Origin of the sequence: Paenibacillus sp. 11B (assembly GCF_030487755.1) — a bacterium.
GTDB lineage: Bacteria > Bacillota > Bacilli > Paenibacillales > Paenibacillaceae > Paenibacillus > Paenibacillus vandeheii.
Window position 1 is genome coordinate 185,073 of the sequence record NZ_JAUKNS010000005.1, and the last position, 13,607, is coordinate 198,679.

General features: G+C 48.0%; 10 protein-coding genes. 3 read left to right on the forward strand and 7 right to left on the reverse strand.

All coding sequences use genetic code 11. The annotated features are described in order from the left end of the window. Window positions 1-1,374 (reverse strand): alpha/beta hydrolase, encoded by a 1,374-nt coding sequence (locus Q0V21_RS22960; protein ID WP_301880771.1) that lies wholly within the window; start codon window positions 1,372-1,374, stop codon window positions 1-3. Window positions 1,375-1,854: 480 nt separating this feature from the next. Between Q0V21_RS22960 and Q0V21_RS22965 the strand changes: the two genes are divergently transcribed. Next, entirely contained in the window at window positions 1,855-4,011 is a 2,157-nt protein-coding gene (locus Q0V21_RS22965; RefSeq protein ID WP_301880772.1) for an alpha-amylase family glycosyl hydrolase, read from the forward strand. Between the two features lie 104 nt (window positions 4,012-4,115). Here the strand turns inward: Q0V21_RS22965 and Q0V21_RS22970 are convergent, their stop codons facing one another. From Q0V21_RS22970 to Q0V21_RS22985, 4 genes are all read right to left on the reverse strand, one after another. Next, window positions 4,116-5,402, reverse strand: coding sequence for an MFS transporter (locus tag Q0V21_RS22970; RefSeq protein ID WP_301880773.1), 1,287 nt, complete (start codon window positions 5,400-5,402; stop codon window positions 4,116-4,118). 160 nt (window positions 5,403-5,562) lie between these two features. Beyond that, the gene (locus tag Q0V21_RS22975; RefSeq protein WP_024628944.1) at window positions 5,563-6,399 is read right to left on the reverse strand and encodes a sugar ABC transporter permease; all 837 of its coding nucleotides are present in this window, start codon (window positions 6,397-6,399) and stop codon (window positions 5,563-5,565) included. Next, window positions 6,396-7,751: a carbohydrate ABC transporter permease gene (locus tag Q0V21_RS22980; protein ID WP_301880774.1), complete on the reverse strand. Its 1,356-nt coding sequence runs from the start codon at window positions 7,749-7,751 to the stop codon at window positions 6,396-6,398. The genes Q0V21_RS22975 and Q0V21_RS22980 overlap by 4 nt, the downstream gene beginning before the upstream one ends. 95 nt (window positions 7,752-7,846) lie before the next feature. After that, window positions 7,847-9,133 carry a sugar ABC transporter substrate-binding protein gene (locus Q0V21_RS22985; protein ID WP_285077592.1) on the reverse strand — a complete coding sequence of 429 codons (1,287 nt, stop codon included), beginning with the start codon at window positions 9,131-9,133 and terminating at the stop codon, window positions 7,847-7,849. 457 nt (window positions 9,134-9,590) lie between these two features. Between Q0V21_RS22985 and Q0V21_RS22990 the strand changes: the two genes are divergently transcribed. After that, window positions 9,591-10,619, forward strand: a complete 1,029-nt coding sequence (locus Q0V21_RS22990) for a LacI family DNA-binding transcriptional regulator (RefSeq protein WP_079349978.1) — start codon at window positions 9,591-9,593, stop codon at window positions 10,617-10,619. Between the two features lie 122 nt (window positions 10,620-10,741). On the opposite strand, the gene Q0V21_RS22995 is transcribed toward Q0V21_RS22990, so the two are convergent. Then, complete coding sequence (locus tag Q0V21_RS22995; RefSeq protein ID WP_079349979.1) at window positions 10,742-11,500, reverse strand: SDR family oxidoreductase; 759 nt, start codon at window positions 11,498-11,500, stop codon at window positions 10,742-10,744. A 190-nt stretch (window positions 11,501-11,690) separates the two neighbouring features. Here Q0V21_RS22995 and Q0V21_RS23000 point away from each other — a divergent pair, with 190 nt between their 5' ends. Continuing rightward, entirely contained in the window at window positions 11,691-12,293 is a 603-nt protein-coding gene (locus tag Q0V21_RS23000) for a TetR/AcrR family transcriptional regulator (protein ID WP_301880775.1), read from the forward strand. 111 nt (window positions 12,294-12,404) lie between these two features. Here Q0V21_RS23000 and Q0V21_RS23005 read toward each other — a convergent pair whose 3' ends face one another. Then, a complete protein-coding gene (locus Q0V21_RS23005; RefSeq protein ID WP_301880776.1) occupies window positions 12,405-13,544 on the reverse strand; it encodes a toxic anion resistance protein in 1,140 nt (379 codons plus the stop codon). Window positions 13,545-13,607: the final 63 nt, after the last annotated feature.

Consider the following 13,607-nt stretch of genomic DNA (forward strand, 5'->3'; position numbering starts at 1 on the left):
CTACCTCCTGTTCCCGGCCTTGGCAGCTGTGCTGCCCCAAGACTGGATTTTGTAATGAAGAGACAGGTTATCACGCGCACGAAACACCCGATTGGGCAGTGCCTTGCCATCTGCATCGGTCTCAAACTGCCGGAAGCCTCGCGTGAACCTGAACCGAAATCCGCTGTCACGCGGAACCTCGAAGCATCCCTCATAACGGCCGCCGCCTGTGTGCAGAAGCTTCATGCCCATGCCTCCGTAGATCGAGTCATCATACATGTCCTGATACGGTACCTCCGCACTCATGCAGACTGTCACGTGACCCGATAATTCCTCCACAACCATATACATGCGTGATGCCGACAACGCTCCCACCGTCAGGGTAACCACTGCATTACCCGTCTTGACAGGAACCAGTTCCCCATTGGGTCGTACCTCAAGAACATCGGGTTGACTGGACCTATATTCCCCTTCAAGCACACTCATGGTGAACCCACTATCATGATGAAGCAGCGCATTGATGTGACTGGTCATTCCGCCCTTCAAACCAATAACGTCCCTTCCTTTAAGCTCAAGAGAGACCGGATTACCGATTCGGCCAAACATGTACATCAGCGGAAACTGAACCCGCTCTCCCCAATCCGCTTCCTGATGACCTGCATCCGGCTGTTCCAGAAATGCGATGTCCCTGCCAGATTTATACCCCAGTTCAAGCATCTGATGGGCTATTTTCCTTACCTGGGAAGGGAGAAACAGTCCTTCGGCGTCCCCAATATCCATCCACATTTGAATCGGAGCACTGCTCTCAGGCATGAGATACATGTCCTCTTCCAGAAGCCTGCTGTCCGACGCTTCGTCCAGCTGTACGTCCACGAAGAAGGGAGAGAGCATGATTAATTTGCCAAAAATTTCGGGATGACGTGTTCCCATATGAAAGGTGCTGAGTGCCGCTGCGGAAGAACCAAGCAGTCCCGTATTGTACTTGTCCGGAAGTGTGCGGTAATGCTCGTCAATGAACGGTTTCAATTCATGAATGATAAAGTGTTCATAATCCAGGCCGGAGCAGCCCACACTCACCGCTTCTCTTGCAGGCGCAATGAAATGATAGAATTCATTGTGTGTAACTGGACGAACATGGGCAATTCCGACAATGATCAGCCCATCCATCAAGCCTTGAGCGATCAGTTGGTCTGCTGCCTGATCTACGTGCCACGTTTCATTTCCCGCAGTCGAAGAGCCGAAGGCTCTCTGACCCGCATGCATGTATAACACCGGATAACGATGATCCACATGCTCCTTATAGCCTGGTGGCAAATAGACAAAAATCTTTCTCGTGTTGTCCAGCCTGGATGCCTTGAAACCTTCCACACATTCGATGACAGAATGAGTGTTCACTGAGCCATCAACCGCCTCTCCTATAGATTCCCCTTGTACACACTGGTTTTTTCCGGTTATGCCTGCTTTGTTCTTCCTTCGGCTACATCGACAAACAACCCCGTCTCTGAAGAGACGGGGTTGTTTTAAAACACCGAAATGTTCTAAAATGCATAGCCCTTATATTGGTGGGTCTGCGAATAGTTTAAATCTGTTAAGCCTGATTGTAAATATAGAAATAGAAAATAAATGCTCAGGAAAAAGTTATTGACAAGCAAACCATTATTTAATTATCATAACGTTGTGATTATAACAAGAGGGCCATGCTTTTAAACCCAATCGGTTTAGGACAACCCCGGTAACTCCATCAGGAGGTGCCGGGGTTGTTGGCATTCACAAGGAGGGGATATCGTTAAGAATAACCTGCCAATGGCTAAATTGAAAGCGCTTTTCTAACCAAGGAAGAGAACACACATCTAAATAAACGAAGGGTGGATTACCATGTTCAAATGGACCAAGCGAATCATCCTCAGTACCACGCTGAGCTTCAGCTTGCTGGCCGGAAGTGCACTGCCAATATTCCCGGCGGCCTCCGTATTCGCAGATGCGGATACGGCTGTAACCAACAAGCAGAACTTCAGCACCGATGTTATTTATCAAGTATTTACCGATCGCTTTCTGGACGGCAATCCCTCCAACAACCCTACCGGAGGGGCCTATGACGCCTCCTGTTCCAACCTGAAGCTCTATTGCGGGGGCGACTGGCAAGGACTAATTAACAAGATCAACGACAATTATTTTACCGATCTCGGCATTACGGCACTCTGGATTTCCCAGCCTGTGGAGAACATTTACTCGCTGATTAACTATTCCGGTGTCAACAATACGGCTTATCACGGCTATTGGGCACGTGACTTCAAGAAGACCAATCCTGCTTTCGGTACGATGACCGATTTCCAGAACCTGATCAATACGGCACATGCCAAGGGCATTAAAGTGATCATTGATTTTGCTCCCAACCATACCTCTCCTGCCATGGAAACCGATACCTCATTCGCAGAGAATGGAAAGTTGTACAATAACGGCACACTGCTTGGTGGCTACACCAATGATACGAACAAATACTTCCACCACAATGGCGGCTCTGACTTCTCCACACTGGAGAACGGTATCTACAAAAACCTCTATGATCTCGCTGACCTGAATCACAACAACAGCACGATTGACACCTATTTCAAAGATGCGATCAAGCTCTGGCTGGATATGGGCATTGACGGAATCCGGGTGGATGCGGTCAAGCATATGCCGATGGGATGGCAAAAGAACTGGATGTCCTCCATCTACGGCTACAAACCGGTGTTTACGTTTGGTGAATGGTTCTTGGGTTCCTCGGCTTCAGACGCCGACAACACCAACTTCGCCAACCAATCCGGCATGAGTCTGCTCGACTTCCGTTTCAACAATGAAGTACGTAACGTGTTCCGGGATAATACGTCCTCGATGGTTGCCCTGGATGCCATGATCACCAGTACTGCGGCTGATTATGCCCAGGTGAATGATCAGGTTACCTTCATTGATAACCACGACATGGACAGATTCAAAACAAGTGCCGTTAACAACCGTCGCCTGGAACAAGCTCTTGCATTTACACTTACTTCGCGCGGCGTGCCAGCTATCTATTACGGTACGGAACAATATTTGACGGGTAACGGAGACCCTAACAACCGGGCAAAAATGCCTTCATTCTCCAAAACAACAACCGCTTTTAACGTCATCAGCAAACTGGCACCATTACGCAAAACCAATCCAGCTATCGCTTACGGAACTACCCAGCAGCGCTGGATTAACAATGATGTGTATGTGTATGAACGTAAATTCGGCAACAACGTGGCTGTCGTAGCGGTTAACCGCAATCTCTCGAATTCCACTTCCATCAGCGGCCTTACTACATCGCTCCCTTCTGGAACATACAACGATGTACTTGCAGGTGCGCTAAACGGTAATAACATTACCTCCACAGGAGGTAACGTCTCTACCTTCACTTTGGCCGCAGGAGCCACAGCAGTTTGGCAGTATACAGCCAATACCACAACGCCAACCATCGGGCATGTAGGTCCTACCATGGGTAAAGCGGGCAACACCGTTACTATTGATGGTCGCGGATTCGGTACTACCAAAGGCACGGTCTATTTCGGTACAACAGCTGTGACCGGTTCAGCCATTACATCATGGGAAGATACTCAGATCAAAGTGACCATCCCTGCTGTTGCTGCCGGCAACTATGCAGTTAAAGTCGCAGCCAGCGGAGTCAACAGTAACACCTATAACAATTTCACGATTCTTAGTGGCAATCAGGTTTCCGTTCGTTTTGTGATCAACAATGCATCCACCACGCTTGGTCAGAATCTCTATCTGTCAGGTAATGTCGCGGAGCTGGGCAACTGGTCCACAGGTCCTCTCGCCATAGGTCCAGCGTTTAATCAGGTGATCTACTCCTATCCAACCTGGTACTACGACGTCAGCGTACCTGCTGGAACGAAACTGGAATTCAAGTTTTTCAAAAAGAACGGCTCTACCATCACGTGGGAAAATGGTAATAACCATACCTTCACCACACCAACCAGCGGAACGGCAACCGTTACAGTGGACTGGCAATAGTCATTCCTTCATCTTCCTATCATTCAACCCGGAGTCAGACGCGATAAGCGCCTGCTCCGGGTTCTTTGATTGAGCTTGTTTTACCTTTGACATGGCATGCTTGGCTATCGATAGGTCCGAATGGATTTCAATCCTGCTGCTGCGACCACCCCTACCACCAAAAGCAACGCCCCAAGGCTTTCCAACACGGTTTGGGCACCCCATTGATCGGCCAGAACCGAAACCACCGTTAATCCCAGGATCGGGGCTGTACTTGTTATGGTACCGAGCACACCGTAGATTCTTCCCTGCAGCTCATCAGGAACCTCGGCACGCATCATGATCTGGGTTAACATCGTACAGCACGCAAACATGGCTCCCCCGGCAATAATCAGCGGCAAGGCCAGCAATGGAGAGGATACCTTGGATAACAGCATATACAGTGGACCAAGGACCAGTAAACCGATAAACACCCATCGTCCTCTTCGTTTCAACCGGTTGCCGGAGGCAATCAGAATCCCGGAACCCAGCATATACCCCAAAGGAATACACGTCTCGATCAGTCCGAACTGGACAGGATTCGCCTGCCATACGTTGACCGCCATGACCTGAACAAGCATGATGGCTGACATGAAGAAGAGAATCAGCAGCGGATTAAGAATGACGATGGAGCGAATCAGGGGATGTGCAAAGATGTAGGAGAACGAGCTACCCCACTCCTTGACGAACGATCCTCTATGCATGGAAGAACGTTGTACATCAGGAAAACGTCCGGCCAACATCACACATATCGCAGACAATAAAAAGGTCACACCCGTAATCATGATGGCCGTAAACCCTCCAAATGCAGAAACTGCAATCCCCGCTGCGGCCAGTCCGCTGATACGGGCAATATTATCGACCAGATGAATGGTTCCTGTAGCTTGCTGCAGATGCTCCCTCCCCACCAGACTGGTTACCGAAGCATGAAATGCAGGCGCCTGAAACAAGCTGGAGAACATCGAAAGGGAAAGTAAGAGCAGCACGAATGGAAAAGGAGCGTGCAGTACAAACAGACTCACTGCGATGATAAACGCCATGGCTCCACGGAACAAGTCCGACGACAGCATCAGTTTTCTGCGATCCAGCCTGTCGGCAAACGTACCCGCGAATGATCCAAACAGAAAACTGACGACCATATTACATACCTGCACAGCTGCCATGCTCTTGGCACTTCCCGTGGTCTGCAACACCCACAGACTGATGGCAATGCCGTTTAAGCAATCACCGAATACAGAGATGCCGTAGCCGCATAAAATTCTGCGATAAGCAACATTGCGCCAAAGCGCCCTGTTGGCCATTTTCTGACTCTCCGCAGCAGTGCGAGCCCCGTTTGGCCCCAATTCGGGTTCTGGGGACTGTAGCGTTCCCATCGATCTTTCCTCCTTTTATCATTCGGTCTCAAACAGCAGACAGGCGCTTCCGAAGCAGTTCCAGCGATGAATGGAACCTCTCAGAAGCGCCTGATTGGTGGTGGCCTGGGTATGTTCTACAGGCTGTCTATGCGGTTAACTGTTTATATCCTTTATCATTTTATCCTTTGGAGGCGCCAGAGGTCAGCCCCTGCACAAGGAAACGCTGCAGGAATACAAACAACAACGTAATCGGAATGGCGATCAGTACGGCCCCGGCAGCAAACATCGTAAAGTTACTGTCCTGATAGCGGCTAACCAGATCCCACATGCCGACTGCAAGGGTCCAGTTCTCTTTCGTCCGGAGTACCAGCCGGGCAAAGATAAAGTCCATCCACGCACCCGTAAAGCTGGTTAAAGCTACATAGGTCAGCATCGGCCGGGACAACGGCAAAATGATACTGGTGAACACGCGCAGATGACTGGCGCCGTCAATTCGTGCGGCTTCATCCAGACTGCGCGGGATGGTATCAAAGAACCCTTTGACAATAAATCCACCCAGCACGGCCCCGGACGAATAGACCAGAATCAACGCGGCATGGGTGTCCAGCAATTTGATCTGAAGCAAAATAATATAAATGGCGATCATACTCATGAAGCTGGGGAACATCCCCAGGATCAGCATGGTGGATAGAATGGTCTTCCGACCGCGAAACCGGAAACGGGATAAGGCATACATGCCCAACGTAACCATAAGCGTTGAGAAAATCATGGTGAAAAAGGCGATCTTCAACGTGTTCAGATACCACGTTCCATACATGAACGACGGGTTGTTAAACAGCTCCCCATAATGTGCCAGCGTGAACGCTTCAGGCCACAGACGTTCACTGAACAGGGCCGCACCTGGACGCAGTGACGATAGAAATATCCACAAGACGGGATACACCGATACGATGGCAATGATGACCAGCAGTACATAACTGATCGTCAGACGCATGGGATTGTTGCGCTTTTTCATTGAATCATGTCCTCCTCCTTGAACGATTTGGAACGACGGAAATTCCAGATGGAGAACGACGCAATAATCAGGAAGATAATAATGCCGACCGCCGAAGCCATATTGAACTTGTTGTTATCCAACGTCAGTTTATACAACCAGGTCACGAGAAGGTCGGTTGATCCCGCATATTGATAATCGCCACGCAGCGGATTACCATTCGTCAGCAGGAAGATGACATTGAAGTTGTTGAAATTCCCGGCAAACTGCATAATGAGCACCGGTGTTGTGGCGAACATGATAAAGGGAAGTGTAATGATGCGGAACTTCTGAAAGCCGGACGCCCCGTCTACCTCAGCCGCTTCATACAAATCCCGTGGAATCGCCGTCAACACGCCCAGGATGAGCACCATGCTGACCGGGATTCCGATCCACATGTTGACAATGACGACGGTAACTTTTGCCCAGAACGGATCGGTTAACCAAGGCAGCCCCTCAAGACCAAAAGCCTTCATATACGTATTAATGGGGCCAAACTGTCCGTTGAACAAGTTACGCATCAGAAGCAGAGAGATAATCTGCGGAATGGCATAAGGAAGAATGAATATCGTCCGCCACAGCTTTTTGAAACGAATGCCCTTCTGTTCGATGAGAAGCGCAACCAACACGCCCCCAAAATAGGTAGTGATCGTTGCCAGAATGGCCCAAATGACCGTCCACGTTAATACCCCAAAGAAGGTATGGCTCCACGATTTAAGCTGAACCAGGTCCGTAAACGTCTTAAAGCCCACCCAGTCCACCAGCTTGGCGGGTGGAATATGATCCGGTGCCGAGTAGTTGGTGAAGGCCAGCGTAATCGTAAACAAAATCGGCATAATCGTGAAAAACAGGATACCGAGGGCTGGAATCGACAAGAAAAGATACGGGAATTGTTTATCGAGCAGATATCTCAGGGAAGCAGAAGCTCTGGTAGCCTGCTTTCCTTCCTCTCTTAATTTTCCCGTGAGGTACGCGTCCCGGATATTGAAGATATACAGCAGAAGAAAAACGAAAAACACTAAAAGTACAATAATTCCATTGAGCAGCAAAAAGATGGAGTGGTCGCCCTGCTGCAGCACCGTTGATCCATTCACTTTGACAAAACGCTGCGTCTGCTCGCCCAGCGTCCATACTCCCCATACGGCTTGATTCAAACGAGGAATCAGATATGCGAGTCCAATTCCCTCCAGGATCAGAAAACAGATTCCCTTGATCCATTGACGGTTATACAACTGTCCAAGTCCTTGCAGGACCACGGACAACACAGCCGCTGTCATGCGATGCTGTCTTTCTCTATTCGGCTTGACAGTGACTGGAACATGCTGCTGTTTCATTCATTCCTACTCCTTCCCGGCAAGCGAAGTTACCGATCAGTTATAGCAGAGTGCAGAGGACATGTTGACTTCCTCTGCACCTGCTCTTTTTTTATTTATTGGACAGTTGCAAGGCTCTCCTTGACTTGGTTGACTGCGTTATCCAGAGAGGTTTTTACATCCTTGCCTCCATCCCATATGTCGGTAATTGCCGCGCTGATGGGACCCCAAACGCTGTCCATGGCAGGAAGCGAAGGCATTGGAGTGGAGTTGTTGAATTGCTCAAGGAATGCCTTTGTAATTTCATCTCCCTGAATCTTCGGATCTGCCGCAACGTCTTTATTGGCCGGGAGAGTTCCGTTCATCTCAAAGTTGACCATCTGAGATTCGGCACTGGAGAGATATGCCGCAAACAGCTTGGCAGCATTCGGATAGGTTGTGAATGCATTGACGTAATATGCCTTGACTCCAGAGAAGGAGGTCATCGGTTTGCCCTCAATCGCCGGAAGTGGAGCAACACCGAAGTCAATGCCGGCATTGCGATAATCGGCGATGGACCAAGGTCCGTTAATATCCATAGCCAGTTTTCCGCTTGAAAAGAGACCTTTCTTGATGTCATAGTTCACATCGCCCATTTTCACAGGCAGTACTTCCGATTTCAGCGTTTGCAAGAATTGGCCGCCCTTGATGGCTCCTTCATTGTTGAGGCCAATATCCTCGCTGTTCATGCCTTCATCGCCAAAGATATATCCACCTTGGGAAGCCAGGTAAGCAAAGTTGTAATAGAACTGCTGGAGCTCCCACATCAGAGTGTACTTGTTGTTTTTGGTGTCATTAAAGGTTTTGGCAAAGCTAATAATGTCATCAAATGATTTCGGTGCTTCGGGATAAAGCTTTTTGTTATAGAACAGCGCATAGGTTTCTACGCTGTAGGGATAGCCGTATAAGATGTCTTTGAAGGTTACGGCTTTAACCGCATTGTCACTGGATGATTGTGTGGTCTGTTGCTCAAAAATATCGTTCGGCAAGATCAGTCCGGCTTCTGAAGCGCTGCCAATCTTGTCATGCGGGAAAACCACCACATCCGCAGCCAATCCCGCGGGTCCGTCCGTTGTCAGCTTGGTCACCTGATCGGTCGGCGGTAATTCCTCGATCTTTACAGAAACGCCGTACTCCTCTTCAAATTTCTTCGCTCGCTCCTCGATAAAGCTCCGCTGATTTTTATCCTCCCATATGACAAGGCTTGCGCCCTCTTCTGGCTGAATATTTTCCGCGGTCACTGTTGTTTCACCAGTCTCACCGCTGTCTGTTGTGGTTGGCGCAGCGCCTCCACCTCCGCTTGAACATGCGGTAAGTGTGAGTGCCATGAATCCTGCAAGTGCTGCTTGCTGCCATTTTCTCATTGAAATTCCCCCTTTTCGTAGTCATGATCGATGCTGTACTTGCGCTTTTCACCCGTTTTTCTGTGTACTGTTCCTGTATTCTGAAGTTCGGCATCTATCCGTTCGAACGTAATACAAACGTTTGCTCATATTAACCTCAGACTGGTCCAATCCTTATGTAATCGGGATGAATTTTCTTAGATGTATGTTGATTCAAGTCATGTAAGCGCTATAATAACAATCACATCATACAATAGCTAACTTTATTTGCACAAACGTTTGCACAAGTCATTTTTGCTCATTTTCCTTCATTTTGGCGGCATATGTCCCTGTAATTTCCGATTTCCTTGATCTCCCGCCGTCTTCCTTTATTTCGCTACCTCTTCTTTACCATGATGCAGTTAGCAATTGATTTATCAAAGTCTTTGAATTAACATAGGAGACATGTTGAAATGCTTGTACAGAAGGGATTTTTCACATGATTACAATCAAAGATATTGCCAAATTGGCGGGTGTATCCCCTTCTACGGTCTCACGGGTTATTTCCAACCATCCCAGAATCAGTTCGGAAACGTCACTCAAAGTGAAGCAAATCATGAAAGAACTAAATTATCATCCAAATATGATGGCCAAAAGCCTTGTTTCCAAAACGACTCATACCCTGGGTATCATGCTGCCCCGACCTGCTGAAGAGCTGTTTCAGAACTACTTTTTCGGAGAATTACTTCGGGGAATCATTACGCATGCCACCCGCATGAATTATGAACTTCTTCTCTCCACCGAAACGTCTTCCAGTGATGAATTGAATGCCATATCCCGCCTGGTACATGGGCGACGCGTGGATGGTATTTTGCTGCTAGGCTCCAAACGCGAAGATCCGATCATATCGTTTTTGGAGGCGGAAAAGTTCCCCTTTGTACTGATTGGTCGCAGCGAAACGCATCCCGATGCACCGATGGTGGACAATAACAACATACAAACGGCATTCGATGCAACTACACATCTGATTGCCCAAGGACATAAACGAATCGGATTTGTTAGCGGACCACCGGATTTGACGTTGTCTCATGATCGCTTGCGGGGATACAATAATGCACTTAAAGAAGCGGGTCTTGATGCTAACAATGACTGGATCGTGGAAGGAGAATTCCTGCAGGAAAGCGGCTTCCGGGCGATGTCCCTGTTCATGTCGCTGCCAGACAGACCAACCGCCCTCGTTGTCATCGACGACAATGTTGCCTTCGGAGTGCTTCGTGCTCTGGCCGAACTGGGATATAACGTTCCTGAAGATATAAGTGTTGTGAGTTTTAATAATATTGCCTTATCAGAGCTTGCTTCCCCGCCGCTCAGTTCCATTGATATCGGAACTTATCAGCTAGGTTATACTGCGGTTCAGGTATTGTTGAAAATTTTGCATGGTGAACATCTGCCTCAGAATCCGGTTATTATCCCGCACCGCTTAATTGTTCGGGATTCGTCCCTCTTTACGTTATCTGGGAATGCGTAGACATGCCTGTGCAAACGTTTGTCCTACTTCCTCACATCCCACGTTCTCACGGTTGTGAACATGCAAAAGAAGCCCATACACGGGTATGAGCTTCTTTGCATATTTCAGTTATGAACGATAGATTAGTAGGAGCTCCATCCTGCATCTGCTGTTACGACTGTTCCGTTCACAAAGCTGGATTCATCCGAACCGAGGAACAGGGCTACCTGTGCAATCTCTTCACTTTTACCTGAACGCGGATTAATCGCCATTCCCAGCTGTTGTCTGCTCGCACCGAAGTGATTAATGTTTGTCATTGTGGAAGCGATATTGGTTTCAACCCCGCCCGGAGCAATCGCGTTACAGCGAATACCTTGCTGAGCATACATGAAGCCTGTATTCTTCGTGAATCCCACGACTGCATGTTTGGAAGCTGTGTACGCCGCGCCTGCACGTGCACCATGCAATCCGCCTGCTGAAGCGATGTTAACGATAACGCCTTTTTGTTTTTCCAAGAAGATTGGCAGCACTTTGCGGGTTGCACGCATTACACTTGTGGTGTTGATTGCAAAGATCCGTTCCCACTTGTCATCCACAATGTCGCCAGCTGGTTCCATACTGTCCATAATGCCTGCATTATTGACCAGGATGTCCACTGTTCCATAAGTGTTAACCGTCGTATCGATCAGATTCTGAATATCCTCTTCCTTCGCCACATTCGCAACCACAAACGTCGCTTCTCCACCTTTTGCCTTGATATCCTCTGCAACCGCCTGCGCTGAAGCTTCATTGATATCCGATACAACCACCTTTGCACCTTCTTGTGCATACAGTGTTGCAATTGCTTTGCCCATGCCGGAACCTGCACCTGTGACTACTGCTACTTTATCTTGAAGTCTCATATTGTATCATCCTCCATGTATTCGTTTACAATAAGTTAACAAACAAATGTTCATTAACTCTTATCCTTAGTATAATAAGTCATAGCAATCTTGTTCAATCAGTAAAAGCTTGCCCAATTGTACGTTAATCAACACTTCCCATTCAGAATGTACTTTATCTTAAAATATCCATTTACGAGGAGTACTGTATATGACCGAACTTCCAAATTCCATGGATCGAAGAATCAAAAAATCCAAAGCGGCGCTGAAGGATGCTCTCATCCAATTAATGCAAAAACAGTCGTTTAAGGAAATATCCATTACCGATATCGTACAACTGGCCGATCTGAATCGAGGTACCTTTTACAGACATTATCAATACAAGGAAGACCTCTTCAATGAAATGATTGATGACGTGATCAAGGATCTGGTCTTCTCCTATCGCGAACCTTATCTGGATAAAGAAATATTTGAAGTAAGTCATATGCCCTCTTCTGCAATCAAAATATTTGAACATGTGCATCAGCATGCACAATTCTACACTCTGGTTGTGAAGTCGGAGGCCTCCTCCAATTTCCAACAGATGATCTGCGATGTTCTGCGTGACCTTGCCCTTCAGGATCTGAACGAAATATTCCCGTCCCACATTAACCGTGAGCTACTGGCAAGTTACCAGTCCCATGCGATCTTTGGCATGATTATTGAATGGATTAGGCAAGAATTCAAGCATAGTCCCGCGTATATGGCAGATGAGTTATTTAAAATCATTAATTTCAAACCGGGCAATATGGTTGTCCAGTCTAACCTAAAATGAGTTCATTGAAGGGAATTTCAAGAACAAAGCTATTCTTAAAGAATATCAAAAGCGACCATTCCCAAGTGCTTAACAAGGAACGGTCGCTATATTGGTTTATGAAAGTTAAAATTATAACCCCAGCTTCTGCCCTTTCTCCAACCGCTGAATCTGTTGCTCCCCGGTATCCGCCAGTTCACGGAACTGGTTAATGGTCTCCCGCATCCGCGGCAGCGCCTCCTGCTTATAAACGCTGATCGAGTCGAGCGCAGAAAGTACATCTGTGAACGCCTGCTTCATTGTATCCACCGAAATGCTGGCATCGTAAGCTTGCTTCTGGATGGCAATGCCCTGATCTTTCAGCATTTTGGACGTACCTGCGATCAGATCATTGGTCGTCCGGTTGAGCAGTTCGATTTTCTGCAACACAATCTTCTGGTTGTAAAGTGCACTTGCGACGGTGACGGCAATTTTCAATGCCGAGATCGTTACATTTTTGGCCCGATCCACACCGCGGATCAGTTCCTTGTTGTTGCGGATGACGACTTCAATTGCCATGATGCCCTGCTGGTTCACCACAAGCATTTGCTGCAAATCCATGACCCGCTGACGGAGCGGGAACAGCACTTCTTCCGTGATAAAACGAACTTTCTCCGGGTCCTCGTTGCGGACTTTGGCGGCTTCGATCTGTGCATCAATCGACTCATCCATTAGCACACCCAGCTGAATTTCCTTTTGCAGTCGTTTGGTGAGTTCCCGTAAATTTTGCTGTTCAATCTCCAGTGTGGTGTTGTCATTTCTCAAGGTTGCTCTGCCTTTGTCCAGCGACGTCACGATGTCGGCGATGACCGCGTCAGCCTTCTGGTATTTGAGGAAATAGGCCCGCAGCGGATTGAACAATTTACCGAGCAATCCGGTTTTGGCAAAATCGACCACGCTTGGGTCGAGATCCTTCAGTTGCATATGCAGCTCAGTCAAGCCTTTGGCGACCTGACCGCCCTCGTCTCCCGTCTTGGACAGATGTCCAACGGAGACTTGAAGCAACGCGTTTTTCTCAGAAGAGGACCTCATGGTGTTCATGCCAAAGCCGTCAATAGATTGCAAGATCTCTTTGCGTTTCTCCAGCGATTCGAGATCCAGTGTCATGATCATCTCTACGTTGGCATCCGCCACTTGCTGCAGCTCTGCCACCTCGGCAGGTACAGGCTTTATTTCTTCCTCAATCACCTTCTGAATTTCCTTCTGGCTAGGTATCTCCATCGAAAACGACATCCAAGTTCCCCCTCAAATTACGTGCTATATAATTAAAATAATGAACTTACACTAGGTCACTTT